This is a genomic window from Enterobacter cloacae complex sp. OE43NF, assembly GCF_023544405.1.
GTDB lineage: Bacteria > Pseudomonadota > Gammaproteobacteria > Enterobacterales > Enterobacteriaceae > Enterobacter > Enterobacter cloacae.
The window spans coordinates 1-25,201 of the sequence record NZ_JAMJFW010000059.1 but is presented as its reverse complement, the minus strand read 5'-3'; the positions used below and the strand labels follow the sequence as shown (position 1 = coordinate 25,201).

Annotated in this window: 31 protein-coding genes and 1 pseudogene; 10 read left to right on the top strand and 22 right to left on the bottom strand. The window is 55.5% G+C overall.

Annotation, left to right across the window (positions count from 1 at the left end):
- Positions 1 to 403: porin (locus tag M8370_RS20515; RefSeq protein ID WP_250021649.1), on the bottom strand; the 403-nt coding region annotated here is incomplete at its 3' end.
- A 432-nt stretch (positions 404 to 835) separates the two neighbouring features.
- Here M8370_RS20515 and drpB point away from each other — a divergent pair.
- The 4 genes from drpB (at position 836) to M8370_RS20495 (ending at position 3,819) form a co-directional block, all read left to right on the top strand.
- Complete coding sequence (drpB, locus tag M8370_RS20510; RefSeq protein ID WP_100168332.1) at positions 836 to 1,105, top strand: cell division protein DrpB; 270 nt, start codon at positions 836 to 838, stop codon at positions 1,103 to 1,105.
- 51 nt (positions 1,106 to 1,156) lie between these two features.
- Complete coding sequence (locus M8370_RS20505) at positions 1,157 to 1,858, top strand: phosphohydrolase (RefSeq protein WP_250021651.1); 702 nt, start codon at positions 1,157 to 1,159, stop codon at positions 1,856 to 1,858.
- A gap of 61 nt (positions 1,859 to 1,919) precedes the next feature.
- Positions 1,920 to 3,335, top strand: coding sequence for a DNA cytosine methyltransferase (locus M8370_RS20500; protein ID WP_023619810.1), 1,416 nt, complete (start codon positions 1,920 to 1,922; stop codon positions 3,333 to 3,335).
- Positions 3,316 to 3,819 carry a very short patch repair endonuclease gene (locus M8370_RS20495; protein ID WP_023619809.1) on the top strand — a complete coding sequence of 168 codons (504 nt, stop codon included), beginning with the start codon at positions 3,316 to 3,318 and terminating at the stop codon, positions 3,817 to 3,819. The genes M8370_RS20500 and M8370_RS20495 overlap by 20 nt, the downstream gene beginning before the upstream one ends.
- On the opposite strand, the gene yedA is transcribed toward M8370_RS20495, so the two are convergent.
- The gene (gene yedA, locus M8370_RS20490; RefSeq protein WP_013097747.1) at positions 3,779 to 4,693 is read right to left on the bottom strand and encodes a drug/metabolite exporter YedA; all 915 of its coding nucleotides are present in this window, start codon (positions 4,691 to 4,693) and stop codon (positions 3,779 to 3,781) included. The two genes, M8370_RS20495 and yedA, sit on opposite strands and share 41 nt — an antisense overlap.
- Before the next feature lie 169 nt (positions 4,694 to 4,862).
- Here yedA and M8370_RS20485 point away from each other — a divergent pair, with 169 nt between their 5' ends.
- The 3 genes from M8370_RS20485 to dgcQ all read left to right on the top strand — a co-directional run bounded on the left by M8370_RS20485 (position 4,863) and on the right by dgcQ (position 7,818).
- Entirely contained in the window at positions 4,863 to 5,783 is a 921-nt protein-coding gene (locus M8370_RS20485) for a DUF808 domain-containing protein (protein ID WP_250021650.1), read from the top strand.
- A gap of 78 nt (positions 5,784 to 5,861) precedes the next feature.
- Entirely contained in the window at positions 5,862 to 6,044 is a 183-nt protein-coding gene (locus M8370_RS20480) for a YodC family protein (RefSeq protein ID WP_013097745.1), read from the top strand.
- A 73-nt stretch (positions 6,045 to 6,117) separates the two neighbouring features.
- Entirely contained in the window at positions 6,118 to 7,818 is a 1,701-nt protein-coding gene (gene dgcQ, locus M8370_RS20475; protein ID WP_114518953.1) for a cellulose biosynthesis regulator diguanylate cyclase DgcQ, read from the top strand.
- Here the strand turns inward: dgcQ and M8370_RS20470 are convergent.
- Positions 7,803 to 8,633 carry a mannosyl-3-phosphoglycerate phosphatase-related protein gene (locus tag M8370_RS20470; protein ID WP_250021648.1) on the bottom strand — a complete coding sequence of 277 codons (831 nt, stop codon included), beginning with the start codon at positions 8,631 to 8,633 and terminating at the stop codon, positions 7,803 to 7,805. The two genes, dgcQ and M8370_RS20470, sit on opposite strands and share 16 nt — an antisense overlap.
- A 270-nt stretch (positions 8,634 to 8,903) precedes the next feature.
- A complete protein-coding gene (gene yodD / locus M8370_RS20465) occupies positions 8,904 to 9,131 on the bottom strand; it encodes a YodD family peroxide/acid resistance protein (protein WP_013097742.1) in 228 nt (75 codons plus the stop codon).
- A 251-nt stretch (positions 9,132 to 9,382) separates the two neighbouring features.
- Between yodD and dsrB the strand changes: the two genes are divergently transcribed.
- On the top strand, positions 9,383 to 9,571 hold the full coding sequence (gene dsrB, locus M8370_RS20460; RefSeq protein ID WP_013097741.1) for a protein DsrB: 189 nt from the start codon (positions 9,383 to 9,385) through the stop codon (positions 9,569 to 9,571).
- Between the two features lie 100 nt (positions 9,572 to 9,671).
- On the opposite strand, the gene rcsA is transcribed toward dsrB, so the two are convergent.
- The 14 genes and pseudogenes from rcsA to fliF all read right to left on the bottom strand — a co-directional run bounded on the left by rcsA (position 9,672) and on the right by fliF (position 21,214).
- A complete protein-coding gene (rcsA, locus tag M8370_RS20455) occupies positions 9,672 to 10,295 on the bottom strand; it encodes a transcriptional regulator RcsA (protein ID WP_013097740.1) in 624 nt (207 codons plus the stop codon).
- A 279-nt stretch (positions 10,296 to 10,574) separates the two neighbouring features.
- Positions 10,575 to 11,376, bottom strand: a pseudogene (gene fliR / locus M8370_RS20450) (flagellar biosynthetic protein FliR).
- A gap of 7 nt (positions 11,377 to 11,383) precedes the next feature.
- The gene (fliQ, locus tag M8370_RS20445; RefSeq protein WP_008500315.1) at positions 11,384 to 11,653 is read right to left on the bottom strand and encodes a flagellar biosynthesis protein FliQ; all 270 of its coding nucleotides are present in this window, start codon (positions 11,651 to 11,653) and stop codon (positions 11,384 to 11,386) included.
- Between the two features lie 10 nt (positions 11,654 to 11,663).
- Complete coding sequence (fliP, locus tag M8370_RS20440) at positions 11,664 to 12,401, bottom strand: flagellar type III secretion system pore protein FliP (protein ID WP_013097738.1); 738 nt, start codon at positions 12,399 to 12,401, stop codon at positions 11,664 to 11,666.
- Positions 12,401 to 12,775, bottom strand: coding sequence for a flagellar biosynthetic protein FliO (gene fliO / locus M8370_RS20435; RefSeq protein WP_038979690.1), 375 nt, complete (start codon positions 12,773 to 12,775; stop codon positions 12,401 to 12,403). Before fliO ends, fliP begins: the two co-directional genes overlap by 1 nt.
- 2 nt (positions 12,776 to 12,777) lie before the next feature.
- Positions 12,778 to 13,191, bottom strand: coding sequence for a flagellar motor switch protein FliN (gene fliN / locus M8370_RS20430; RefSeq protein WP_008500318.1), 414 nt, complete (start codon positions 13,189 to 13,191; stop codon positions 12,778 to 12,780).
- Positions 13,188 to 14,192, bottom strand: a complete 1,005-nt coding sequence (gene fliM / locus M8370_RS20425) for a flagellar motor switch protein FliM (RefSeq protein WP_013097736.1) — start codon at positions 14,190 to 14,192, stop codon at positions 13,188 to 13,190. The genes fliN and fliM overlap by 4 nt, the downstream gene beginning before the upstream one ends.
- 4 nt (positions 14,193 to 14,196) lie before the next feature.
- On the bottom strand, positions 14,197 to 14,667 hold the full coding sequence (gene fliL, locus M8370_RS20420) for a flagellar basal body-associated protein FliL (RefSeq protein ID WP_014832480.1): 471 nt from the start codon (positions 14,665 to 14,667) through the stop codon (positions 14,197 to 14,199).
- Between the two features lie 106 nt (positions 14,668 to 14,773).
- Positions 14,774 to 16,009, bottom strand: coding sequence for a flagellar hook length control protein FliK (gene fliK, locus M8370_RS20415; RefSeq protein ID WP_250021647.1), 1,236 nt, complete (start codon positions 16,007 to 16,009; stop codon positions 14,774 to 14,776).
- The gene (fliJ, locus tag M8370_RS20410) at positions 16,006 to 16,449 is read right to left on the bottom strand and encodes a flagellar export protein FliJ (protein WP_013097733.1); all 444 of its coding nucleotides are present in this window, start codon (positions 16,447 to 16,449) and stop codon (positions 16,006 to 16,008) included. Before fliJ ends, fliK begins: the two co-directional genes overlap by 4 nt.
- Before the next feature lie 21 nt (positions 16,450 to 16,470).
- The gene (fliI, locus tag M8370_RS20405; RefSeq protein WP_013097732.1) at positions 16,471 to 17,841 is read right to left on the bottom strand and encodes a flagellar protein export ATPase FliI; all 1,371 of its coding nucleotides are present in this window, start codon (positions 17,839 to 17,841) and stop codon (positions 16,471 to 16,473) included.
- Positions 17,841 to 18,551 carry a flagellar assembly protein FliH gene (gene fliH / locus M8370_RS20400; protein WP_013097731.1) on the bottom strand — a complete coding sequence of 237 codons (711 nt, stop codon included), beginning with the start codon at positions 18,549 to 18,551 and terminating at the stop codon, positions 17,841 to 17,843. Before fliH ends, fliI begins: the two co-directional genes overlap by 1 nt.
- Complete coding sequence (fliG, locus tag M8370_RS20395) at positions 18,544 to 19,542, bottom strand: flagellar motor switch protein FliG (protein WP_008500327.1); 999 nt, start codon at positions 19,540 to 19,542, stop codon at positions 18,544 to 18,546. The genes fliH and fliG overlap by 8 nt, the downstream gene beginning before the upstream one ends.
- Positions 19,535 to 21,214: a flagellar basal-body MS-ring/collar protein FliF gene (fliF, locus tag M8370_RS20390; protein ID WP_250021646.1), complete on the bottom strand. Its 1,680-nt coding sequence runs from the start codon at positions 21,212 to 21,214 to the stop codon at positions 19,535 to 19,537. The genes fliG and fliF overlap by 8 nt, the downstream gene beginning before the upstream one ends.
- A 228-nt stretch (positions 21,215 to 21,442) precedes the next feature.
- Between fliF and fliE the strand changes: the two genes are divergently transcribed.
- Together fliE and yedD are read left to right on the top strand one after the other, a co-directional pair.
- Positions 21,443 to 21,757, top strand: a complete 315-nt coding sequence (gene fliE, locus M8370_RS20385) for a flagellar hook-basal body complex protein FliE (RefSeq protein WP_013097729.1) — start codon at positions 21,443 to 21,445, stop codon at positions 21,755 to 21,757.
- Between the two features lie 75 nt (positions 21,758 to 21,832).
- Complete coding sequence (gene yedD, locus M8370_RS20380; protein ID WP_048972049.1) at positions 21,833 to 22,246, top strand: lipoprotein YedD; 414 nt, start codon at positions 21,833 to 21,835, stop codon at positions 22,244 to 22,246.
- Positions 22,247 to 22,320: 74 nt separating this feature from the next.
- On the opposite strand, the gene amyA is transcribed toward yedD, so the two are convergent.
- The 4 genes from amyA to fliD form a co-directional block, all read right to left on the bottom strand.
- Positions 22,321 to 23,808 (bottom strand): alpha-amylase, encoded by a 1,488-nt coding sequence (gene amyA, locus M8370_RS20375; protein ID WP_020687606.1) that lies wholly within the window; start codon positions 23,806 to 23,808, stop codon positions 22,321 to 22,323.
- A 52-nt stretch (positions 23,809 to 23,860) separates the two neighbouring features.
- The gene (gene fliT / locus M8370_RS20370; RefSeq protein ID WP_250021645.1) at positions 23,861 to 24,235 is read right to left on the bottom strand and encodes a flagella biosynthesis regulatory protein FliT; all 375 of its coding nucleotides are present in this window, start codon (positions 24,233 to 24,235) and stop codon (positions 23,861 to 23,863) included.
- A gap of 5 nt (positions 24,236 to 24,240) precedes the next feature.
- Positions 24,241 to 24,645, bottom strand: coding sequence for a flagellar export chaperone FliS (fliS, locus tag M8370_RS20365; RefSeq protein ID WP_250021644.1), 405 nt, complete (start codon positions 24,643 to 24,645; stop codon positions 24,241 to 24,243).
- Positions 24,646 to 24,666: 21 nt separating this feature from the next.
- Positions 24,667 to 25,201 (bottom strand): flagellar filament capping protein FliD (fliD, locus tag M8370_RS20360; protein WP_250021643.1); only part of this gene is annotated, 535 nt, incomplete at its 5' end.

Here is a 25,201-nt window from a genome sequence, read left to right as displayed (position 1 = left end):
AGTCACCACCGAACACTGGCAGCATATCAGTCCATGCTTCGACGTCATAAATCACACCATAATTACGGCCATAATCAAATGAACCGTAATCTGCAAATTTCAGACCAGCAAAGGCAAGTTTTGCATAACTATTTTGTGCGCCTTCCGTATCACTTGCCTGAGTTTTTAACAGTGCCTGGCCATAACCCATCAGTTCACTATTAATTTGTGTTTCACCGCGGAAACCCACTTCAATAATGGTATCGTCGCCATCTTCTTTTGCATTGTCAGAGAAAGTATGACGAGCATCAACTTTTCCGTACAAATCCAGTTTATTACCGCCTTTGTTATAAATCTCAGCGGCATTTGCTGCGCCAGCCATTAATAACGCGGGTACAAGAATGGCCAATACTTTTCTTTTCATTATATATTCCCTTTAGAGATAATTTATATGAATATATGTAATCACGCTCCGCAACTACAGCGTCGATACTATTCCAGGAGAGGGGGTTTAAGTTCAATAATAAATGTAATTAAATGGGTAAAAATATTACTAAATATTTCTAAGTGTCGCTTTATTTTTCTCGTGAATTATAATTTGAAATATATATTGGTTAATTATTATTAAGTATTTTTCGTGGTTATTTTATAAATTCTTTTATTAGCCTTAATTATATTTCTCCGAATTAAACACTCACCAGTCGTCCTCTTCTGTAACCTTGCCCAGGATCAACTTAAGGCAAACTGAGCGTCAGAAATCTTCACACAGCACAGGGTTTAATGCCAAAATGTGACGATTATCACAAAACCAGAGTAAGCATGTGCAAACGGTACGGCGGTGACCGTGGAGTGAAAGATGGAACGAAAAATCGAACGCAGCCTGGGAGGCAAACTGGCCCTGTGGGTGTTTTATGCTTTTTGCGGTTACTTTGTCTGGGCGATGGCCCGGTATTTCTGGGTGATCAGTAAAATACCGTCGCTGCCGAATGCGGCAGTGGAGGGGGATTTGGGGTCGACCAGCGGCAAATGGCTTGGGGCATTGCTGGGGTTTCTGGTGCTGGGCACGGTCGGCCTGATCCTGGGCGGGATTGCGTGGTACACCCGTCCCCGTCAGGACAACTCGTGATAGCGTCCGGGAAAGTTGCTATTGTAACCATTTTAACAACAGGACGTGATGATGGAACTTACGCAGTGGCAGCAACGTTTTGAGCGCTGGCTCGGGGAAAACCACACCACCGACGACACCGCGCATGATATTTCGCACTTTCGTCGCGTCTGGATGACGGCGCAAAAAATCCTGGCTAACCAGGCGGTCGAGCCGCTGGTGATCCTGACCGCCTGCTATTTCCACGATATTGTCAGCCTGCCGAAAAACCATCCTGAACGCGGCCAGTCATCCCAGCTGGCAGCGCGTAAAACGCGTGAGATCCTGCATCGCGACTTCCCGGACTTTCCCCCCGCGCATTATGACGCCGTGGCGCATGCTATTGAGGCGCACAGCTTCAGCGCCGGGATCGCGCCGCAGAGTCTGGAAGCGAAAATTGTGCAGGATGCTGACCGGCTGGAAGCGTTAGGGGCGATTGGCCTGGCGCGCGTGTTTGCCGTTTCGGGGGCGCTGGGCGTGCCGCTTTTTGACGCACGCGATCCCTTTGCTGATGCGCGAACCCTTGATGACCGGACGTTTGCCCTCGACCATTTTCAGACCAAGCTGCTGCGCCTGCCTGATACAATGCAAACAGAAATGGGGCGCGAGCTGGCACGCCACAACGCCGATTTTCTCATCCAGTTTATGGCAAAACTGAGTGCCGAATTACAGGGTGACTGCCTGGGGCTGGATAGCCAGGTACTGAGCCGCTTCCGCCGCAGTTTGCACCGTTGAACTGTGGTAATCTGTTTCCAGTCTTTATTGTCCGGTTAAAAGAATGCAGGAAAATCGATCAGTGAGTGAGCCCGCACCTGAGCAGGCTGAGAAATCAACGGCAACGGTGCAGGCGCTGCTGCGCCAGCTGCTGGATATCTATGATGCCAAAACCCTCGCCAGCCAGCTCATGGCACACGGTGAGGGCCACTGGAGCCCGGCAATCATTAAGAGACTTATCACCAGCGAGCGGGCAGGGCATCGCCTGAGCGACGGCGAGTTTCGTTATCTGCAAACATTGCTTCCGCGTCCTTCCGCCGCCCATCCCCATTATGCCTTCCGCTTTATCGATCTGTTTGCCGGTATCGGGGGCATTCGACACGGATTTGAAGCCATCGGCGGACAGTGCGTCTTCACCAGTGAGTGGAACAAACACGCGGTCCGCACCTATAAAGCCAACTGGTATTGTGACCCGGATGCGCATCAGTTCAACGCGGATATCCGCGATGTCACGCTGAGCCATAAAAGCGGCGTGAGCGATGAAGAGGCGGCAGAGCATATTCGGCAGAACATCCCGGCGCATGACGTACTGCTGGCGGGCTTCCCGTGTCAGCCATTCTCGCTTGCCGGGGTATCGAAGAAAAATGCCCTCGGACGAGCCCACGGTTTTGCCTGCGATACGCAGGGAACCCTGTTTTTTGATGTCGCCCGTATTATCGATGCCCGCCGTCCGGCCATTTTTGTGCTGGAAAACGTCAAGAATTTAAAGAGTCATGACGGCGGTAAAACCTTCCGCATTATTATGCAGACGCTGGATGAGCTGGGCTACGACGTGGCGGACTCCCAGGATATGGGTGCCGATGATCCGAAAATCATTGACGGGAAACACTTCCTGCCCCAGCACCGGGAACGTATTGTGCTGGTCGGGTTCCGCCGCGATCTCAACCTGAAAGGTGATTTTACCCTGCGGGATATCCCGTCGCTCTATCCGGCGCGCCGTCCGTCCGTCGCCGATCTTCTGGAGCCCGCCGTCGACGCGAAATTTATCCTCACCCCGGTGCTGTGGAAGTACCTCTATCGCTATGCCAAAAAGCATCAGGCAAAAGGCAACGGTTTTGGTTTTGGCCTGGTCAACCCGAACGATCCGCACTGTGTCACCCGCACCCTGTCCGCGCGCTATTACAAAGACGGTGCGGAGATCCTGATCGATCGTGGCTGGGACAAAGCGCTGGGCGAGAAAGACTTTGATAACCCTGAGAACCAGCGTCATCGTCCACGTCGCTTAACCCCACGCGAGTGCGCGCGGCTGATGGGGTTTGAGACGCCGCAGGGGTACAGCTTCCGCATTCCGGTCTCTGATACGCAGGCCTACCGACAGTTTGGCAACTCGGTGGTGGTGCCCGCCTTTGCGGCGGTGGCGAAACTGCTGTCCTCACGCATTAAACAGGCGGTTGCCCTGCGCCAGAGTGAGGCCGTCAATGACGGATGTGCACAATAAGGCGACGCGCAGTAAAAACATGCGTGCCATCGGCACGCGTGATACGGCAATTGAGAAACGCCTCGCCGGGCTACTGACCGAGGCAGGCTTTGACTTTCGGGTGCAGGATGCCGCACTTGCCGGGCGTCCTGATTTCGTCATTGATGCCTATGAGTGCATTATCTTTACCCACGGCTGCTTCTGGCACCGTCACGACTGCTATCTGTTTAAAGTCCCGGCGACGCGCACCGATTTCTGGCTGGAGAAGATTGGCAAAAACGTCCAGCGCGATCGGCGGGATATCGCCACGCTTGTCGAACAGGGATGGCGGGTGCTGGTGGTGTGGGAGTGTGCGCTACGCGGCAGACTGAAGCTGAACGATCGGGATCTGACCGAACGGCTGGAAGAGTGGATCTGCGGCGGCGGTCAGACCGCGCAGATCGACACTCAGGGCATTCATCCGTTTACGGTTTCTCCACCTGACACGGCACCACCTCAGGCTTAGCGGGCAGCAGGTATTTCCCCAGCGTGACCAGCACCACGGCAAAGACAATCACGCCCAGCGCCAGCCATTCAACCGGCGACAGCGTTTCACCGCCGAGTCCCGTTCCCAGCAGCACGGCCACGACCGGGTTAACGTAGGCGTAGCTGGTGGCGACCGCCGGAGAGACGTTGCGGATGAGGAACATGTACGCATTAATGGCAATGATGGAGCCAAACAGCGCCAGATAACCCACGGCAAGGAAGCCAGACAGATCCGGCATGGTTGTCAGCGTTTCGCCCGTCAGCATGGAGGCAATCAGCAGCACAATGCCTGCGGCAAGCATCTCAATGGCACCCGCCATCATGCCGGACGGCAGCTCAATACGCGAACCATAGACGGAGCCAAACGCCCAGCTCATGGATCCGATAAGGATAATCACGGCCCCCCACGGGTTACCGCTCAGGTTGCCGCCGCTGTTGAGCAGAATGATCCCGGCGAGCCCAATTCCAATCCCCAGCCATTCCAGCTTGCGGGTGCGAATGCCGAAAAGACGGCTAAAGCAGAGCGTGAACAGCGGGACGGTGGCGACCACTACCGCCGCGATACCGGAGGGCACGTTCTGATGTTCAGCGACGGTGACAAAGCCGTTGCCCACGGCCAGCAGCAGCAGGCCAATCAGCGCCGCATTCAGCATCGGGCGCAGCGGGGGGAGTTTATGTCCGCGCAGCAGCAGGAAGGCCATCAGCAGGACGCCAGCCGAGAGAAAACGGATACCCGCCATCATCAGCGGAGGCCAGCTTTCCACCCCAATGCGAATGACGAAGTAGGTTGACCCCCAGATGATATACAGCGAAAAGAGCGCCCCGATGAGCGGTAGTAAGTGCCGAAAACGCATAGTCCCTCACGACGAAATAAAAAGTTCGCTCATAGTAAACGCCAAAACTACCGGGCTGGCGAGCCCTTTAATTGTGTAGTTGCTGTGAAATTTTTGTTGACGCAATGTGCCTGTTTCCGGGTGTGCGGTTTTGTTCCATACTATTCACTTAATTAGCAAAAAAAGAAGGATAGTCATTTTGGCGGGAAGTAGCTTATTAACATTGCTGGACGATATTGCCACCTTGCTGGACGATATTTCCGTTATGGGAAAACTGGCGGCGAAGAAAACAGCAGGGGTTCTGGGGGATGATTTATCGCTAAATGCGCAACAGGTAAGCGGGGTGCGGGCTAACCGTGAGTTGCCGGTAGTATGGGGCGTGGCGAAAGGCTCATTCCTCAACAAGGTGATCCTGGTGCCGCTGGCGCTGCTGATCAGCGCCTTTATCCCCTGGGCGATTACGCCGCTGCTGATGATTGGCGGCGCTTTTTTATGCTTTGAAGGGGTAGAGAAGGTGCTGCACTCCTTCGCCGCGAGGAAGAAGCACGACACGCCAGAAATGCGCCAGCAGCGTCTGGAAGCGCTGGCAGCGCAGGATCCAAAAACCTTCGAACGCGATAAAATCAAGGGCGCCGTTCGTACCGACTTTATTCTGTCGGCGGAGATTGTGGCCATTACCCTGGGTATTGTGTCTGAATCGCCGCTGCTGAATCAGGTGCTGATCCTCTCCGGGATCGCCATTCTGGTGACGGTGGGGGTTTACGGCCTGGTAGGGCTTATCGTTAAACTCGATGACATTGGCTTCTGGCTTGAAGCGAAATCGAGCGCGGTAGCTAAAGGGATCGGTAAAAGCCTGCTGGTGCTCGCCCCGTGGCTGATGAAGAGTCTTTCCGTGGTGGGGACGCTGGCGATGTTCCTTGTCGGCGGTGGGATTGTGGTACACGGTATTGCGCCGCTGCACCATGCGATAGAACATTTTGCTGCACAGCAGGGCGCCGTGGTGGCGGCCATTCTGCCTTCGCTGCTTAATCTGGTGCTGGGCTTTATTGTGGGCAGTATCGTGGTCGCCGCAGTGAAGCTGGTTGAAAAGCTGCGCGGTACGGCGCACTAATTGTTACCCGCGCCAGGATGCAAAAAGGCCATTCCTCGTCTAAATTGAAACAGTTTCACCCTGATACAGGAGGCAGGTATGGTCTTTTTGGTCAGTGATGAAGTTAAGCCTAAGAAGGGCGGCCCACGTATGATTGTCACCGGCTATTCCAGCGGAATGGTGGAGTGTCGGTGGCATGACGGTTACAGCATCAAGCGGGAAGCGTTTCGTGAAGATGAGCTTCAGCCGGGTGACGGGCGGCAAAAGCGTGACAAGGCTTAATCACTTAACGCCCGGCCTTGCCGGGCGTTTTTATATCAAGTATCGGGTGTAAGGAAGCGATCAGGGAGTATGTGTGCAGCGTGATACTTTTGTTGTAAGACGAACTTTTCTGCAATGGCTGCATAAGCGTAGCAATCCAGGTGCGATTGTTAATCTCTGTTTTCTGGTGGTACTGGTTTTTTCGACCCTCCTCACCTGGCGTGAAGTGGTAGTGCTGGAAGATGCCTATATCTCAAGCCAGCGCAACCATCTGGAAACGGTGGCCACGTCGCTGGACAGACAGCTTCAGTTCAGCGTGGACAAACTGCTTTTTTTTCGCCAGAGCATGCGCGATGCGCTCCAGACGCCGCTGGCGTTTGATGTCCTGCGTGCAGCGGTGACACGCTTCAATGCAGACCGGTCTCGTCCTTTCTGGCAGCTGGCTGTGGATACAAAACGTACGCTGCCCATCAACGGCGTATCGGATGCCTTTGTTGAAAAGACCACGCTGCTTAATCGCGACGATGAACTTCTCGATAATGAAGTGTCTGCTGCGCTTGAAGTGGGGTATTTGCTCAGGCTGGCCTCACCGGTCATGCGCAGCGAAGAACGGGTGGTCTATGTCTCCCGCGCCGGGTTTTACCTCTCCACGGAGACCGCGACAAAGACTGCCGATATTATCCCGCGCTATTACCATCTGGTGACCCAGCCCTGGTTTACGCAGCAAACGGAACGTAACAACCGTGCGCGCGCGGTGCTGTGGTTTATCACCTCGCCGTCAACCTGGACGGGCAACGAGCGCATGATCACCGCCAGCGTACCCATCTATTTTGACCATTACTGGTACGGCGTGGTGGCGATGGATTTTTCTCTCAATACCATGAAACGGATGCTGGCCGACGCGACGGATGACCACGCCGAGGGTGAATATCAGCTGTATGATACCCGGCTCAATATGATTGCCTCTTCTGAAGCGTCCACAAGCGAGGCCAACCATTTTGATGAGCGTGAAACGGCACAGATTGCGCATGCTATTGAGAACAATACCGGTGGCGGGATCCGGCTCGGCAGCCGTTTTGTCAGCTGGGAGCGGCTCGACCATTTTGACGGGGTTATCCTGCGGGTGCATACCCTGCATGAAGGCGTGAAAGGCGACTTCGGCAGCATCAGTATCGTGCTGGCGCTCCTGTGGGCGCTCTTCACCGCCATGCTGCTGATCTCCTGGCTGGTGATCCGCCGGATGGTCAGCAACATGTACACGCTCCAGCACTCGTTGCAGTGGCAGGCCTGGCACGATCCGCTCACCCGCCTCCATAACCGTGGGGCGCTGTTTGAGAGGGCAAAAGCGCTGGCCGGGCAATGTCAGGCGCAGTCGCTGCCGTTCTCGGTGGTGCAGATCGATCTCGATTATTTTAAAAGCATTAACGACCGCTTCGGCCATCAGGCCGGAGATAAGGTGCTGTCCCATGCGGCGGGGCTGATTGCCAGCGCCCTGCGTAAGAACGACGTTGCCGGGCGCGTGGGCGGGGAAGAGTTTTGCGTGGTCCTGCCGGGTATCGGGCTGGAGGAGGCGAGAGCGGTGGCGGAACGCATTCGCTCACGCATCGACAGCAAAGAGATCCTGGTGAAAAAGAGCACGACGTTGCGTATCAGCGCGTCGATGGGGGTCAGCTGTGCGCAGGAGAAGGGGAATTACGACTTCGAACAACTGCAGTCGATAGCGGATGCCCGGCTGTATCTGGCAAAACAGCGCGGCCGCAACCAGGTGGTCTGGGACGATCACGACAAGAAGTGATCCAGCCCTTCATGCCAGCCCGCCGGTCCTGCTTGCTGCGTGTGATACACCCGGGCAGGGTTATCGTCGCGCAGCGTGATGCCCTGGCGGTTAATGCCCTTGATCACTACCGCGAAGTCGACGCTGTCGAGCAGGGGCGCATCATTCGGACCATCGCCCAGCCCGAGCGTCGTGGGCATGATGCCTTCCTGTTCGCGATACTGCGCAATGAGCCAGTTCACCGCCACGTCCTTTCCGCAGCGGGCGTCCAGAATGTGCCAGAAGCGGGCACCCTGCAGGCATTTAAGACCGCGCTGCGCCAGCTCCTCTTCAAACTGCACCATTTTCTCATCGGTGTCGCGCCAGATGAGCGTGACAGAGGCTTCATGTTTACGCGCAAGCGTGGAACGATAGCGGCTCAGCCCCGTCCATTCGCCGATCACCCGGTCATCGACATCGTCAAAGGTGGTGAATTTATACCCTGCCTGCAGGCGGATTTGCTCGATGTACGGGCGAATGTCGCGGTGGAGCATTCCCATAGTATGGCGCTGCGCCTTTTCCCAACGGACATCGGGCTGGATGACCGCGCCGTTTTCGGCAATAAAGGGTAACCCCTCGAGGCCCAGATCCTGCTGAAAATCCTGCATCTCTGCTGCGGTTTTGCTGCTGCACAGAATGAGCGGTACCTGAAAATCCTGCAGCTTATCCAGCCAGGGCATTGCCGGCTGCCAGGCGTAGGTATGAATATCCAGCAACGAACCATCCAGGTCGGAAAAAACCAGCAGGGTGTCCTGCAGGGAAGGTCGTGCAGCTCCCGATTGCGAATAGTGCCTCATCTAAGAATTTTCCTAAAAAAATAGGACTGTCGGAAGGGAAACGCGCGGAACCGATCCCGCCAAACCCGCATTCGACGTACCTTGCTGCTCATAACAAAAATTCACGTTTAGAAAATATAATATTCGCCATGAGAATATATGCTTGTCAGGCAAAATCGTTGAGGATAGTGTTTCAGCTACATCAGATTTCCTGGTGTAACGAATTTTCAAGTGCTTCTTGCATAAGCAAGTTTGATCCCGGCCATCCCCATGACCGGGATTTTTTTCGCCCTAACGATTCGCTTCAGACACGCTAAAGTCATGGATATCAAGCTCGAAGGCCTCGGCCAGTTCACGGTAGGTGTGATAATCCCTGCCGTTAACAATGACCCGGTCAGAGTTGTCATCCGTACGACGAACTTCTGACTCACTGATCTCATTGATGGCGGCCAACAGGGCATCGACATCCACTTCGACCTCGCGTTTGATGGTGTCGCTGTACTCTTTATCGGTCTTCATTTCGGGGTCCTCATTCAACCGTGTCCAACGGTAAGTATAGACTGAACATACACGTCATCCTTCAAGCTGCTTCTGCGTTGGCTGCGTCTGCTCACCCCAGTCACTTACTTAAGTAAGCTCCTGGGGATTCTCAGACTTGCCGCCTTGACGCAACTTGAATGATTTAGTGTATAAAAACGCCATTCGCGTCCGGTGGCGATGTGTGTTTTTGCGTTTTGTTCTACACTGGCTCAAAACCACAGGAGGAACGTATGAAGGTTAACGATCGGGTTACTGTCAAAACGGACGGTGGACCGCGCCGCCCGGGGGTGGTACTGGCAATTGAAGAGTTTAGTGAAGGTACAATGTATCTGGTATCACTGGAAGACTACCCGCTCGGCATCTGGTTCTTTAACGAACTGGGGCATCCGGATGGCATCTTTGTGGAAAAAGCGGAGTAATACGGCGTCGGGTGCCCGGTTGCGTGCCCGACAGCGCCCGTAAAAGCAAAAATCTCTGGCCAGGCCAGAGATCGTGTAGGGTACTCAAGGTCTTATGCAACTAACGCATGTTGACGAAAATCCCGTTCGTCACATTATCGGTCAGGCGGACAACGTGGTAGATCACTTGCTTATTATGGGTTTTAATCTTCCTTTTAATATTTCCTTTATGTGACGAAACGGTTTTCGCTTTAATATTCATCTGGTCTGAAATTTGAATCGTTCCTTGCCCGGCCATCCACATTCGCAGCATGCTTGATTCAGTTCTGCTTAATGATAGGGTGGGTAAGTTAACCGCTCCTACATTCTTAACTTCCTTATTCAAATAATCCCCCAGAATGTCATCCAGCGACTCTGGTTTTATCGATTTAGAACTGATCAATAAATTTTTACGGACCAACAAATACTCATCGAAATGGATATTTGCGATCGCCATAAAAACAATAAACAGGGTTTTAGGATGCTGATTAATGATTTGCTTAATGTGCTGACTGTTGGCTGGATCGTGAATGAAACAGTCCTCATTAATAAACACCACGCCTGGTTTGAGTTCATCACAAGCGGCTGCGAGCTCCTCAACGGTGTGTGCGTCGTTGATGTCTCTCTTTCTTACCCCTCTGCTTGCCAGATACCCGGTTAACCCTAGCCGGGTATAGCTGCATAAATCCATAATGATCGTTGACATGGCATACCCTCACTCAATGCGTAACGATAATTCACCATCTGCCTGAGAGCTCATAAACAGCCATACGGGATGGAAAAAATTAATAAACCTGTGAGCATGACAAAGACTTTCAGGCGGACTCACTATCCCGTAAAGTTACGTATAATTTGCCAGGAATCATCTTAAAGTAAAGTAAATATTAAGTATTGTGAGGTGGTTAGAAACAATTAAACCGCGTCAGATATATCCTGGAAGATGTTTTTCGTGTTTTATTTTAGGAATATCCTCAGAAAGACAATATCAACTGTGAGGACTATTATTTACGTGGCAGCTCGCTGACAATATCCGCTAAGAGGTTGAATATCTCGCCGAATAAATGCTCACAGAAGGGGGCGATAAGTGGCATTAGCAATGACATTAATAAAATTCCCACCGTCAGCGTCAGCGGAAAACCAATGACGAACACCGACAGTTGCGGGGCCATGCGGTTGAGTAAACCCAACGCCAGGTTCACGGTCAGGAGCAGGGTGATGATCGGCAGCGCCAGCATCAATCCGTTGAGGAAAACCAGCCCTGCGGCGCGGGTGAGTGCCAGGAACGCATTGCTGTTAACCGGGTTTTCCCCAATGGGCAGCGTGTGGAAGGTGTCCACCAGCATGGAGATGAGCCACAGATGGCCGTTAAACGACAGGAAAAGCAGCATCGCCAGCATATCGATAATGCGCGCCAGCACCGGCATGTTGAGGTGGCTGCCGGGGTCGACAAACGTGGCGAACGATAGCCCCATCTGCAGGCCGATCAGTTCCCCGGCGGTGCGCACGGCCGCAAAGGCCAGCTGCATGGTAAACCCGACCGCGACGCCAATCAGAATTTGCTGCAACGCCACCCATACCGCATTGGCCGAGAAGATCGGGATATTCACCGGAGGCAGGGAAGGGGCAACGATGATGGTGATGATGATGCCCAGCCCCACTTTGACCCGCTTCGGGATCGCTTTCTCGCTCAGAATCGGGGCGGTGGTGATCAGCGCCAGGATGCGCAGCATGGGCCAGAAATAGACCCCAAGCCACTGAATCCACTGGTCGCTGGTAAAATGGAGCATCGTCGCGTCAGCCGATGATGTACGGCAGATTGGTAAACAGGTTACGCATGTAGTCCAGCAGTAGATTGAGCATCCACGGCCCGGCAACAATGATTGCCACGAACACGGCGATGATTTTCGGAATGAACGAGAGCGTCATTTCGTTAATCTGCGTGGCGGCCTGCAGAATACTGATGATCAGACCGGTCACCAGGGCGACAAGCAGCAGCGGCGCGGCAACGGCAATTGCGATTTTCATCGCTTCCGTGCCCATCATCATGACCGATTCTGGCGTCATTGCGCGCACCTCAACTGTAGAAACTCTGCGCCAGCGAACTGACCAGCAGCTGCCAGCCGTCGACCAGCACAAAGAGCATGATCTTAAAGGGCAGGGCAATGGTGGCTGGCGGTACCATCATCATACCGAGCGCCATCAGTACGCTGGCGATCACCAGGTCGATAATCAGGAACGGAATAAAGATGGTAAAGCCAATCTGGAAGGCGGTTTTCAGCTCGCTGGTGACGTACGCAGGCAGCAGTATGCGCATCGGCACGGCTTCCGGGCCCTGCAGCTCCCCGGTGTTGGAAAGGCGGGCAAAGAGGGCCAGATCCGCTTCGCGCGTCTGGCGCAGCATGAATTCACGCAGCGGCTGCGCGCCTTTCTCCAGCGCCTCCTGCATGGAGATTTTATCTTCACTGAACGGCTGGTAGGCGTCGGTATAAATCTTATCGATAACCGGCGACATAATAAAAAAGGTCAAAAACAGGGCCAGGCCCAGCAGCACCTGGTTCGGCGGCGCGGAAGGGGTACCCAGCGCGTTTCGCAGCAGGCCAAAGACAATGATGATGCGGGTAAAGCTGGTCATCATCAGCAGGATCGCCGGAATAAAGGTCAGCGAGGTGATGAACACCAGCGTCTGAACCGGGAGCGACCAGCTTTGTCCGCCGCCCGCCAGAGGGGTTGAAACCAGACCGGGCAGTTGCGCATAAACCGCAGGAGCAAACAGGCCAACGCCCGCGAGCGTCAGGGATAACAAACGGCGCATCAGGATCTCCCGGAACGCTTAAGCAAACTCTTCATGACGGACTGGAAATCCGCAGGGGTTTCTGCACGCTCATCACTGATAGCAGGGGCGGGCGGCAGTTTATGTAAAACGTTGACGTTTGACGCGGTGACGCCCAGCACCAGCCGTGCGTCCTCAACGTCTACGATGACCACGCGCTCGCGTGGACCCAGTGCTGTACTGGCGCTGACCTTCAGACCGCGCGTCCCGGCGGTTTTACCCGCCAGGCCAAAACGCTTCGCCAGCCAGGCGGCGATAAGAATAAAGGCAATAATACCGAGCAACGCACCGCTCACCTGGAGCAGCGGTGAGCCGGGAACGGCGGAAGGTTGTGATACTGTTGCCTGGGTTTTCATTCTTAACGGCTCAGACGACGCATGCGCTCAGACGGGGTAATGATGTCGGTGATACGCACGCCGTATTTATCGGCCACGACCACCACTTCACCCTGAGCAATCAGATACCCGTTGATCAGGATATCCAGCGGCTCACCGGCCAGACCGTCGAGGGCCACGACGGAACCCTGCGTCAGACGCAGCAGCTCTTTAATGGTCATGCGGGTGCGGCCCAGCTCAACGGTCAGCTTAACCGGGATATCCATAATCAGGTCGATGTCCTGCAGCGTACCGCTGACATCACCGCCGCCTAACTGCTGGAAGACGGCATCCGCTGCACTTTTGGCCGGGGTCGCTTTTTGCTCGTTTAACGCGTCAGCCCACAGATCGTCCAGTGCTCCGCTGTTTTCATCGGACGGATTGTTCATGTCACTCATTTGGGCTGTTCCTCATTCAGCGAATTCAAAATCGGGTTGATCAAGTGCTCAACGCGTAACGCATACTGGCCGTTAATTGTGCCGTACTGACTTGTCAGCACGGGGACACCATCCACATGGGCAATAATGCGGTCGGGTTTTTCTATCGGCAAAACGTCACCGGGTTGTAATTTCAGGATCTGGGATAACCGCAGCGGAATATCGGCAAAGCTCGCCACCAGCTCAAGCTGTGAGTGCTGGACCTGGCGCACCAGGTTTTCACGCCAGTTCTGATCTTCATGACGTGAGTTCTCCAGCGGCGGGTTGACCAGCAGCTCGCGCAGCGGTTCGATCATGCTGAACGGCAGGCAGATGTTGAATTCGCCGGTCAGGTTACCGATCTCCACGTGGAATGGCGTGTTGACGACGATGTCGTTCGGAGAGGTGGTGATGTTGGTAAATTTCACCTGCATCTCAGAACGCACATACTCCACTTCCAGCGGGTTAATGGCCTTCCACGCGTCGCTGTATGACTCCAGCGCCAGCTTCAGCATGCGGTTAATGACGCGCTGTTCGGTGTGGGTGAATTCACGACCTTCTACTTTGGTCGGGAAGCGCCCGTCGCCGCCGAACAGGTTATCCACCGCAATGAACACCAGGCTTGGGGAAAACACCACCAGACCTGTGCCGCGCAGCGGTTTCAGATGGATCAGGTTAAGGTTGGTTGGCACCGGCAGGTTGCGGGCAAACTCATGATACGGCTGAATGCGGATCGCACCGACCGTGATATCCGGGCTACGACGCAGCAGGTTAAACAGCCCCATACGGAACTGACGTGCAAAACGTTCGTTAATGATCTCCAGCGCCTGCAGACGTTCACGTACCACGCGACGCTGGGTATTCGGGTCATAGGGACGAATATCGCTATCGCCGCCAATGCCCGGTTGCGGATCATCACTCTTATCGCTGTCGCCGTTGAGCAGCGCATCGATTTCTGCCTGAGAAAGAATACTGTCGCCCATGTCGTTACCGCAGAATAAAGGCTGTATACAGAACGTCAGTGACTTCCTGCTTAGGTTGGCCGTTCACCAGCGGGGTCGCCAGCGTTTGCTTAATGGCGTCGACCAGCTTTTGCTTGCCTTCATCGGTGGCAAGCGTTGAAGCGTCCTGACGAGAGAACAGCAGCAGCAGACGGCTGCGCACTTCCGGAAGGTAATCGTTCAGTCGGGAACGGGTGGCTTCATCTTTCAGGCGCAGCGTGATGCCGACATACAGCACACGATCCGCATCACCGAGGTTGACGGTGAAGGTATCCAGCGGGAAGAACACCGGTGCCGGCGGAGGTGGCAGTTCGGCTTTGGCCGCAGCAGTAGAAGGTTTCTGCTGCATGCGCCAGTAACTATAGCCCGCGGTAGCGCAGGCGGCGAGCGTGATTAACACCAGCAGCGGGATCCAGATGGAACGCTTACTTTTTTTGGTGATCGCGGAGTCAGTCATCTGATACGAGCTTCCTGTTTCGGTACAGCTTAATATGGTGATTATCCCGTGTCCGGCTGACGTCAAAGCGTGGAAAAGACGGGGATAATCACGCTACCTCTGGCGTTTAGGCGAAGATGTCTACGGCGCGGTTGCCGCTCGCAGCGGATTGCAGGGCTGCCGGGGTCGGCAGCAACTCATCGCTCTCTTCAGTAAATCCGCCATGTTGGCCGGAACGCGACGCCTGCTGTTGCTGCTGGGACGAAGACTGCTGCTGCCCGGCAAAGCTCTCGCTGCTGACGCTACTCTGCGTAAGCTGAATGCCGTTTTCCGCCAGTGAGGTACGCAGTACCGGCAGGGCGGCTTCCAGTGCGGCACGCACGTGGCCGTGCGCAGAGACCATCTGCAGCTGCGCCTGGTCATTATCCAGCTTCAGCGAAATGTGCACCTGGCCCAGATCTTCCGGGTTCAGGCGCAACTCTGCGGTTTGCTGTCCTTGCTTCGCAAACAGCGTAATGTGCTGGCTCAGGTTCTGTTGCCATTCGTGGGTGCCGAGCGGCTGACTCAACACCGGTGCGGTGGCAACGGTTGCGGCAGGCTGCGCGGTGGCGTGGCTGGAGACAATCGGCGCCAGGGTGGCGGTTGGTGTTGAAGACGAAGACGCGCTGGCAAGATCCTGTTTCTCGGCCGCGACGGCGAGCGCTGGCGTCGCCGGTGCGTTGGCCGGCAGGGACGGATCAACGCTTTGCGCCTGCCCGGCGAAAGACGGCTGCGCGTTATCCTTGCCCGTCAGGGCGCTGCCCATTGCGTGTGCAGACGTGCCGTTTTGCGTAAGCGTCGTGGCGGTCAGGGCAGACGTTGCTTTGAGCCCCTCACTGCCCGTGCCTTTCGCCGTGACCGGCGTGGAGGTTTGCTGGTGCGGCAGCATGGCCATCAGCGCGCTTAAGCCCGCCAGCTCTTCTTCGCTCAGTTCGGTTTTGCTGTTATCGGCACTATTCGCCGTGGTCAACGTCTTCAGGGCATCGCCCTTAGCGGCAGGCATCAGCCCGGAGACCAGCGTTTGCAGCGGCGTCGTCTGCGCCGTTTCATCGCCAGCCTGCGTGGATTGACGCGCGAGCAGATCGGCAATTTTCGCCTGCAGGGTGGACTCTCCCCCGGCGTCCTTCGCGACCCTGGACAGCTTGCTGCCAGCCGCCTTCAGGTCGGCCAGCGTCAGCGGCGCATCTTTGCCCTGACCGCTGGCGTCCGTTAACGCGCCCGCCAGCAGAGAAAGAAAGTCTTGCGCACCGTCGGTGCCTTTCCCCGTTTGCATGCCGCCTGACAGGTCGCTGTCGGTCATCAGCAGTTGTTGCAGTGTGATCATTCCGGTTTCCTCATTGATGCGCGCTGGGCAAACTCATCCATTTTTTTCTGATCCTGGCGGTTTTCCGCCAGCGTCGCCGCGGCAATCTGCCGGTCCTGTAAGGTCTGCCAGGCCTGCAGTCGCTGCTTCTTCTCGCGCCAGAAATTCAGCGCGGTGTCGACTTTTTGGGTCCATTGCTGAAGCTGCTGGCGATGCTGTTCTATCGCCTTCTCCAGCGTCTGAATAAACTGCTGATAGTTAATCCAGCGCTGGCTTCCAATGCCCTGTGTCATATCGGTATTGAGGTTGGTGCGATACTCATGCTGATAGTCGATTAACATCTTCAACTGCTCTTCAGCCTGCTGGCACCCGCGTCGCATTGCGCCAAGCTGCAATGCGGCATCATCAACTTCTTTTTCAGCCAGATCTTTCAGCGTTGATAACGCGCTGTTTTGCGCCATGATCGTCGCCCTCCACCTGTGTTACACCTGCGGGAAAATCAGCTCCAGAGCCTGAATCGAATCTTCCCAGTCGGCACGTTCAAATATGCCTTGTTGCAAAAATGCCTCCAGCTGCGGCCACAGGCTAATCGCTTTGTCGAGCATGGGATCGCTACCTTTGGCATACGCCCCCACGCTCACCAGGTCGCGGTTGCGCTGGAAGCTGGAGAGCAGTTGTTTGAAGTTACGCACGCGGGCGTAGTGCTTCTCGGTAATCAGCGCCGTCATTGCGCGGCTGATGGATGCTTCAATATCAATGGCCGGATAGTGTCCGGCTTCGGCCAGGCGACGCGATAACACAATATGACCGTCGAGGATCGCCCGCGCGGAGTCGGCAATCGGGTCCTGCTGGTCGTCGCCTTCGGTCAGCACCGTATAAAACGCGGTAATGGAGCCACCGCCGCTAATGCCGTTCCCTGCGCGTTCAACCAGCGCCGGGAGTTTGGCAAAGACCGACGGCGGATAGCCTTTGGTGGCCGGTGGCTCACCGATGGCCAGCGCGATTTCACGCTGCGCCATCGCGTAACGGGTCAGGGAGTCCATGATTAGCAGCACGTGCTGGCCGCGGTCACGGAAATCTTCGGCGATGCGGGTGGCATACGCGGCACCCTGCATACGCAGCAACGGGGAGACATCCGCCGGGGCGGCGATGACCACCGAACGGGCGCGGCCTTCCGCACCCAGAATGTTTTCAATGAAGTCTTTAACTTCGCGGCCACGTTCACCGATCAGCCCCACGACGATCACATCGGCCTGGGTGTAACGGGCCATCATGCCGAGCAGGACCGATTTACCCACCCCTGAACCGGCGAACAGACCCATACGCTGGCCGCGACCGACGGTCAGCAGGGCGTTGATCGGGCGCACACCGGTATCAAGAACATGTTCGATCGGGGTACGCTGCAGGGGGTTAAACGGTTGGGTGATCAGCGCGCCGGTTTCGGTGGTGTCCGGGGCGGGCAGGCCGTCGAGCGGTTTACCGCTGCCGTCCAGCACGCGGCCCAGCAGGGCAGGGCCGAGCGGGAGCTGCTTACCGCTTTGCAGACCATCGCCGATGATGTTTTTTGCATAGACGCGCGCGCCGGGCAGAATGCCTTCCACCTCTTCAAGCGGCATAAGGAAAAGACGCTGGCCGTTAAAGCCCACCACTTCGCTTTCCACTTCTCGCGTTTCCTGCCCATCCTGACGCTCGATCACGCAGGTGGCTCCCAGAGGCAACTGCAGGCCGGTGGCTTCCAGCACCAGACCGGTGGCGCGGGTCAGGCGCCCATAACGACGAACAGATGGCAGTTGCGCCATCTTCGTTTCAAAGTTATCGAGCGTGTTGAGCCAGCGAGTGAGGCGTGCGGTCATCAGACGACTCCCGGAGCCGCCAGGCGGCACAGTTCCTGCCAGCGGGTGGCGACGCTGGCATCCAGATCGCCTTCATCGGCGGAGACTTTGCATCCACCGTGATGTAGCGACGGGTCACCGCGCAGACGCCAGCCGTGCAGGCTCAGCGTGGCACCGAGACTCTCTTCCACGCGCTGGAGATCGTCCGGATGAACGCGCAGTTGCGGTTTCCCGCTGAACAACGGCTCTTGCTGCAGCAGGCCCTGAATTTGTTTGATCAGCGCTGAATTATCGACCGCCGGGGTCTGGCCAATCACCTGACGGGCCGCTTCCAGCGCCATCTGCATCAACCGGGAAGCAATCACGCTGTCCAGCGCATCCAGGGTATGCTGGAACTCGCTGACCAGCTGCTGCATACGGGCATGGAGAGGCGCCTGCTGCTGGCGCGCCTGCTCAATACCCTGTTCTAACCCTTTCGCCAGACCTTCCTGATAACCCTGGTCATGGCCTTTCTGTCGGCCTTCATTCAGACCCGCATTAAAACCCTGCTCATGCGCCTGCATTTGTAACTGCGCCAGCATCTGCGTGCGCTGTTCTTCTTCGCTCAGTTCAGGCGCCTCGACGTCGGTATCGCCCTCCTCGGGCGACGCTACGACAGCCGGGGTGAATTCAGAGAGGGCAGGGGCCAGATCGTCAGGCGTCCAGCGCTTCCACGGTAGCTCATTAGACATAGGTGTCGTCTCCGCTGCCAATTACCATCTCGCCGGTTTCTGCCAGACGACGAACGATGAGCAGGATCGCTTTCTGTTCGTTTTCCACCTGAGACAGACGCACCGGGCCACGGTTGGCAAGGTCGTCGCGCAGGATATCTGCCGCACGCTGGGACATGTTGCGCAGGAACTTCTCGCGCAGCGGCTGTTCGGCACCTTTGAGGGCGATAAGCAGCGACTCGGAGTCCACTTCCTGGAGCAGGCGCTGGATGCTGCGGTCGTCCACTTCGACCAGGTTTTCGAACAGGAACATCTCGTCGATAATTTTCTGCGCCAGCTCGCCGTCGAACTCGCGAACCGCCGTAATAACGGCTTCTTCCTGCTGCGTTTTCATCAGGTTGATGATTTCCGCTGCCGTTCTCACGCCGCCCATTTTGCTGCGCTTGAGGTTTTGGCCGTCGAGCAGGTTGTTCAGCACTTCGGTCAGCTCCGCCAGCGCGGCTGGCTGGACACCGCCGAAGGTGGCGATACGCAGCATCACATCGTGACGCAGGCGCTCTTCGAACAGCGCCAGAATATCGGCCGCCTGACCACGTTTGAGGTGAACCAGGATGGTGGCGATAATCTGCGGGTGCTCGTCGCGAATAAGGTCGGCGGCACTCTGCGGCTCCATAAAGTTGAGCGTTTCGATCCCGCTGGCGGTATCGCGCGTTTCGAGAATGTCCTCCAGCAGGCTGGCGGCACGCTCTTCGCCCAGCGCCTTGACCAGCACGGAGCGCAGATAGTCGTTGGCGTTGACGTTGAGCGCTGCAAACTGTTCGGCTTCCTGCTCAAACTCCGACAACACTTCGGTCAGCTGTTTGTTGGAGATCTGACGTACGTTGGCCATGGCCGCACTCAGAATTTGTACTTCTCGCTGGGAGAGGTGTTTAAACACCTCTGCCGCACGATCTTCGCCAATGGTCATCAGCAGGATGACGCTTTTATCGGTGCCCGTAAGCGTATTACTCATGTTCGTTACCCATCCACTGGCGGATGACCAGCGCCACGACGCGCGGATCGTTATCTGACATTTCGCGAATGCGCTGGCTCATGACCTCAGCACCCATGCGCTGGTTAGCACGACGCTGCTGCATCTGTTCATCTTTGCTGAGGCGGACTTCCACCGCTTCTTCCACTTCCTGACGCGCGTTCATCTGTTCGCGAGCCGCTTTCTCGGCTTCTGCACGACGCTGCAACTGAGGACGAACGCCCTTACGCCACAGCAGCCAGGCGACAATCAGCACCAGCAGCCAGCGTCCAGCAGATATCAGCTGATCGATAAACGCCTGCTGTTGCCAGAACGGCAGCTCACCGCCGGTCTCATCTACCGGGTTAAACGGTGAATTCACCACGTTGAGGCTATCGCCACGCTTCTCGGAGTAACCCATCGCTTCACGGGTCAGGTCTTCGATCTGCTTCATCTGCTCTGCCGTCAGCGGCAGCGGTTTGCCATTCGGCAGCGTTTTGTAGTTCACCACGACGGCCACCGACAGACGCTGAATATCACCCACGTTCAGTTTCGTGTGGCGGATAGTCCGATCCACTTCGTAGTTGGTGGTTTCGTTACGGCTGCTGGTACGTGGACCGGCATTGCTGGCCGTCGAGGTTGTGGTCTGCTGATTTTGCTGACCGTTCTGCTGATTAGCCGGCGGCGTGGAAATAGGGGCCGCGTTAGCCGGGGCAGGCTGGTTAGAGAGTGCGCCCGGCACGCCGCCTGGGTATGCACCGCCAACCTGTTCGTTTTCGTTAACCTGGCGAGAGCGCATCACTGCCTGAGCCGGATCGCCGTTCGGGCGGTACTGCTCTTCGGTCTGTTCTTTATTAGAGAAGTCGATCTGCGCGGTAACCTGGGCATGGACGTTGCTGTTACCCACAACCGGGCCGAGGATCGCTTCGATGCGGCGCTGGAGGCGCGCTTCCACATCGGCGGCATATTTCAGCTGCGCGTCATTCAGATCGCGCCCGGCGGTATTGCTTTGGGTCAGCAGGTGACCACTCTGGTCAACCAGCGTGACGTTACCCGGCGGTAAACCGGCGACGGCGCTGGAAACTAAATGTGTAACCGCGCTGATTTGCCCTTCATCCAGCGCCCGGCCGGGTTCAAGGTTGACGGTGACGGAAGCCGACGGGGATTTCTGTTCGCGGACAAACAGGGACGGTTTAGGCATGGCAAGGTGCACGCGGGCGCTCTTCACCGGGCCTAATGTTTCAATCGTGCGGGCCAGCTCACCTTCCAGCGCACGCTGGTAGTTCACCTGTTCGCTGAACTGGCTGATACCGAACTTTTCCTGATCCAGCAGTTCAAAACCTACCGCGCCGCCCTTCGGCAGGCCCTGCTGCGCCAGACGCAGACGGAGTTCATGGACTTTATCTGCCGGTACCTCAAGCGCACCCCCGTTATCGGCGAAGCGATAAGGGATGTTCATTTGAGTCAGTTGGGTGACGATGGCGCCGCCATCCTGATCGGAAAGGTTGCTGTAAAGCGTGCGGTAATCAGGACTTTTCGCCCACAACACCATCGCTACAAGGATCGCAATTGCGGCAGCGCCTGCCACGATCAACGGGATTTTAGGATTCGCGCGAAGGCGGTTCATCCACTCGAGTGATTTATTCTGCGGCGCTGTCGATGCTGCTGCACTCATTGCGCACCTCTTAAATCCTGGTGGTTTACGTTATTCGTGTAGAGAAACAAAACTGACTCCCGGGTCGGCAAACACGACAAAAGTTCCATATTGATGGCCCAGCCATTATTTGATGATTCGTGATTTTCTATGGGCCAAATAACCTGGTTTTTTATCGCTATTTACCGCCATTATCTTATTGACAAGCTGTTAGTCTTGACCGCGTAAAAAACCATCCAGGGGAGAGTCATGGCTATACAGGGTATTGAAGGGGTTATCAGTCAGCTGCAGGCAACCGCGATGACGGCCCGTAATCAGAATGTGGCAGAACAGCAGCCGACCATCAGCTTTGCCGGGCAACTGCATGCTGCGCTCGACCGTATCAGCGATACCCAGACCGCCGCGCGTACCCAGGCCGAGAAGTTCACCCTCGGTGAACCTGGCGTGGCGCTGAACGATGTGATGACCGATTTGCAAAAAGCCTCGGTCTCTCTGCAGATGGGGATCCAGGTGCGTAATAAGCTGGTGTCTGCGTATCAGGAAGTGATGGGGATGCAGGTCTAAGACCTGGACGATCTTCGCTGGCAGCCTTAGCGCTTTAATGCCACAATATTTTTTTCTTCGAATGCAGGAAAGATGATGAAAAAAATAGCAATTGCTGGCGCGCTGCTGGCACTCACCGGGTGCGTACAGGTTGATAGCTACAAGGATGTGATCAAACATCCTGTTCCGGCGCATCTGGCGGGATACTGGCAGTCAAAGGGGCCGCAGAGCAAAATGGTCAGCCCGGAGGCGATTGCCACGCTGGTGGTGACGGAGGAGGGCGATACGCTGGACTGCCGTCAATGGCAGCGCGTAATTGCCGTGCCGGGTAAAATCATGCTGCGTTCAGACAGCTATTACAACGTAACCAGCAAGCTGGATATCTACCCGCTGGAGCGCGATGGCGCGGTGCTGGAATATGATGGCATGGAGCTGCAGAAGGTCGATCGCCCAACGGTGGAGTGTGCCGATTACCTGAGCAAAAATCCGCTGGAGAGTAAGCTACCGTAGCTGTTTTTGGTGTTTGCACCCTCTCCCTGTGGGAGAGGGCCGGGGTGAGGGCATCTGGCCGCACTCTTCAAATACTACAATGCATCCTCAATTACCCACACGCTCACGCTTCCGCCTTTGCAGGTAAATGTCCCTTCGCCATCCGCTGCGGTGGTGACCGTTTCTTCACGATTGCCGAGAAAATCACGCCAGGTTTTGTTGCCGTAGTTTTCCCCAAGGCAGATCACCTTCTCGCCATCATCACCGTTGGACATCACCACCACGCAACCGGGATCCTCTTCCGTGCCACTGCGGCTGAATGCGATGCAGTTAGGGTGGTCAAAAAACAGCGTCTGCACGCCGTGGGCAAAGCGCTGACGGGCGAGGATCAGCTCGTGCAGTTGCTCAATCACCGGCATATCAATGTGGTAAGTTTCACCGTCTCCCCCGGTATCGTCATAGCTGGCGCCAAAGAGATCGGGATAAAACACGCTCGGCACGCCATTTTCCCGCAGCAGGATCAGCGCATACGCCAGCGGTTTAAACCAGGCTTCCACCGGGGCTTCAAGCGCCTGCAACGGCTGGGTGTCATGGTTGGCAACCAGCGTCACCGCATGGAACGGATCGGCCTCCACCAGCGTGCCGGTGAAAATCTGGCTCATGTCGTAGTCCCGCCCCTGGCGTGAGGCCTCGTGGAATTTCATCTGCAGGGGGGCATCAAACAGCATCGTTTTACCCTCGACCTGATTAATATAGGCCTGCAGTTTATCCACCTCGTGCGACCAGTATTCCGCGACGATAAACAGCGGCTGCGTCGCTACTTCCTGAACGTGTTCAATCCACTCCTTATAGAACCAGGCGGGGATGTGTTTGACCGCATCCAGGCGGAATCCGTCGCAGCCGGTTTGTTCCATGACCCAGCGCGCCCAGTACTTGATCTCCTCCGTCACGGCATGGTTACGGAAATCGATATTTTCGCCCATCAGATAGTCGAAATTACCCATTTCGTCATCGACCTGATCGTTCCAGCCTTCGCCGGTGTAGTCATTGACGATTTTGAAGATGCCATCCTCATCGGGGTTTTCGATGTGGTCGATGCCGCTAAAGCATTTATAATCCCAGACGAACTGCGAATACTGTCCGGCGCGGGCAGGGAAGGTGTAGCGGGTCCAGGCTTCGCACTCGATGATCTCATCATCGATTTGCGTGCGGTCCTGTTCGTTCACGCGCTGAACGCGAACGTGCTCTTTCTCATCGGCGCCCATTTTGTGGTTAACCACCACATCCAGCAGCACCGCGATGTTATTGCTTTTGAGCGCATCAATGGCTTCCAGAAGCTGGGCTTTATCACCGTATTTGGTGGCAACACTGCCTTTCTGGTCAAACTCGCCGAGATCAAACAGATCGTAAGAATCATACCCGACCGAGTAACCGCCCGATGCGCCTTTATAGGCTGGCGGCAGCCAGATCATATTGATGCCGATTTCGTTAAGATTGGGGGCTAATGCCGTGACCTCTCGCCACAATTCACCGCCTGCAGGGTAATACCAGTGAAAGCATTGTAACAGGGTGGGGTTTTTCATCGTCCGTGCTCCAGAAGCCGTTTGGCTGACTTCTGGAGTATGGATGAAGAAATCATAATTGTGTGTCGCGGGTCAAACTTTCTGGATAAAGAATATTCCCTGACAGCTTTCCATAGGTTGATGTGATGGATTGCTGTTTACCGGTTTGATCAATGAGGCTGCGCAGTTCGTCCATGCGAACTTTCAGCAACGCCTTTAGCGCATTCTCATTTTCGAGGATCATTTCCAGCAGCGCACGCGCTTGCTCAACCTGAGCCGGAGGGCATGACATGATGGGTGTTTGAGAAATCCTTTCCACCAGTTGTACGTAATGCATTTCCTGCTCGATAAGCGCATCCCATTGGCCAGAATGTGCAAGATTTAGCATAGCAATGCTCTGAGCATGTAACGCCTGCCAGTGGATAAGCGCTGCGCTGGGAGTATTCATCAAAATTATCCTGAAATAGAGGACGCATTGGGGCCAATTTGCTTCCACGCATCCGCAATGTTGTTTAATAAACCCTCGACTTCAACAATTGCGTCTACGTCGTTATTGAGATTGGCCAGTAATAAGCGTCGAACCATATATTCGTACAAGGAGAAAAGGTTACCGGACAACTCGCTCTCAACCTCCATGTTCAGTCCTGTTTTAAGTCCGTTATCGATGATGTTAATGGCTTTGGATAACGCTTCGCCTTTTTCACGAATTTGTCCGGCTTCAATGAACAAACGCGCGCGGACAAGGGCGCTATGCGCCCCGTCAAACAACATGACAATCAGCTGGTGTGGACTGGCATTCATGACTGCGCTTTCTACTCCTATCTGCTGATAGGATTGAACACCAGAGGTCTTATACATATCCACTCCTCAATGCGACGACTATTTCTGTGAGAACTGTTGGGTCAGGTAGTTGGCCGTACTGGTCATTTTGGTGACTAATACGTCAAGGCTAGTGAACTGCGCTTTGTAACGCGCCATGGTTGCGTCAATAGAAGCTTCCATAGAATCGTAACGTTCGCCCAGCGTTTTTAGCGTTTTGTTGATTCCGTCTTTCGCGTTCTGGATCACGCCTTCTTTACCGACGCTGGTGCTGAGCATGGTATCCAACGTTTTGTTCATCTGGGTTGCCATACCGGTAGTTTTCCCGTCACCCATAAAGTACTGCTGTACGGCATTAGGATCGTCGGTTAGCGTTTTTTTTAGTTTATCGGCATCTACTTTAAGGTTACCGACAGTACCGTCCGATCCCTTAACCGGATCCTGAGTAATGCCCAGTTGAGCCATAATCTGAACGGAACCGGCCTGTACTTCGGTCAATAGACTGCGCAGCTGAGACTGAATTCCGCGCACGTTCGCATCGCCGACGAGCGCACCGTTGCTGCTTGACTGGCTGCCTGCACCTGCGTCGACAGGA

Excerpts from the sequence above, each read along its gene's own strand:
- M8370_RS20495 (WP_023619809.1), top strand. The coding sequence starts at position 3,316 with ATGACGGATGTGCACAATAAGGCGACGCGCAGTAAAAACATGCGTGCC.
- fliO (WP_038979690.1), bottom strand. The coding sequence starts at position 12,775 with ATGAAAACCCAGGCAACAGTATCACAACCTTCCGCCGTTCCCGGCTCA.
- yedD (WP_048972049.1), top strand. The coding sequence starts at position 21,833 with ATGAAAAAAATAGCAATTGCTGGCGCGCTGCTGGCACTCACCGGGTGC.
- rcsA (WP_013097740.1), bottom strand. The coding sequence starts at position 10,295 with ATGTCAACGATCATTATGGATTTATGCAGCTATACCCGGCTAGGGTTA.
- drpB (WP_100168332.1), top strand. The coding sequence starts at position 836 with ATGGAACGAAAAATCGAACGCAGCCTGGGAGGCAAACTGGCCCTGTGG.
- fliP (WP_013097738.1), bottom strand. The coding sequence starts at position 12,401 with ATGCGCCGTTTGTTATCCCTGACGCTCGCGGGCGTTGGCCTGTTTGCT.
- fliL (WP_014832480.1), bottom strand. The coding sequence starts at position 14,667 with ATGACTGACTCCGCGATCACCAAAAAAAGTAAGCGTTCCATCTGGATC.
- M8370_RS20480 (WP_013097745.1), top strand. The coding sequence starts at position 5,862 with ATGGTCTTTTTGGTCAGTGATGAAGTTAAGCCTAAGAAGGGCGGCCCA.
- fliE (WP_013097729.1), top strand. The coding sequence starts at position 21,443 with ATGGCTATACAGGGTATTGAAGGGGTTATCAGTCAGCTGCAGGCAACC.
- fliI (WP_013097732.1), bottom strand. The coding sequence starts at position 17,841 with ATGACCGCACGCCTCACTCGCTGGCTCAACACGCTCGATAACTTTGAA.
- yedA (WP_013097747.1), bottom strand. The coding sequence starts at position 4,693 with ATGCGTTTTCGGCACTTACTACCGCTCATCGGGGCGCTCTTTTCGCTG.
- yodD (WP_013097742.1), bottom strand. The coding sequence starts at position 9,131 with ATGAAGACCGATAAAGAGTACAGCGACACCATCAAACGCGAGGTCGAA.
- fliK (WP_250021647.1), bottom strand. The coding sequence starts at position 16,009 with ATGATCACACTGCAACAACTGCTGATGACCGACAGCGACCTGTCAGGC.
- fliH (WP_013097731.1), bottom strand. The coding sequence starts at position 18,551 with ATGTCTAATGAGCTACCGTGGAAGCGCTGGACGCCTGACGATCTGGCC.
- M8370_RS20470 (WP_250021648.1), bottom strand. The coding sequence starts at position 8,633 with ATGAGGCACTATTCGCAATCGGGAGCTGCACGACCTTCCCTGCAGGAC.
- fliS (WP_250021644.1), bottom strand. The coding sequence starts at position 24,645 with ATGTATAAGACCTCTGGTGTTCAATCCTATCAGCAGATAGGAGTAGAA.
- fliQ (WP_008500315.1), bottom strand. The coding sequence starts at position 11,653 with ATGACGCCAGAATCGGTCATGATGATGGGCACGGAAGCGATGAAAATC.
- fliT (WP_250021645.1), bottom strand. The coding sequence starts at position 24,235 with ATGAATACTCCCAGCGCAGCGCTTATCCACTGGCAGGCGTTACATGCT.
- fliF (WP_250021646.1), bottom strand. The coding sequence starts at position 21,214 with ATGAGTGCAGCAGCATCGACAGCGCCGCAGAATAAATCACTCGAGTGG.
- fliN (WP_008500318.1), bottom strand. The coding sequence starts at position 13,191 with ATGAGTGACATGAACAATCCGTCCGATGAAAACAGCGGAGCACTGGAC.
- fliG (WP_008500327.1), bottom strand. The coding sequence starts at position 19,542 with ATGAGTAATACGCTTACGGGCACCGATAAAAGCGTCATCCTGCTGATG.
- fliM (WP_013097736.1), bottom strand. The coding sequence starts at position 14,192 with ATGGGCGACAGTATTCTTTCTCAGGCAGAAATCGATGCGCTGCTCAAC.
- dsrB (WP_013097741.1), top strand. The coding sequence starts at position 9,383 with ATGAAGGTTAACGATCGGGTTACTGTCAAAACGGACGGTGGACCGCGC.
- amyA (WP_020687606.1), bottom strand. The coding sequence starts at position 23,808 with ATGAAAAACCCCACCCTGTTACAATGCTTTCACTGGTATTACCCTGCA.
- fliJ (WP_013097733.1), bottom strand. The coding sequence starts at position 16,449 with ATGGCGCAAAACAGCGCGTTATCAACGCTGAAAGATCTGGCTGAAAAA.
- M8370_RS20505 (WP_250021651.1), top strand. The coding sequence starts at position 1,157 with ATGGAACTTACGCAGTGGCAGCAACGTTTTGAGCGCTGGCTCGGGGAA.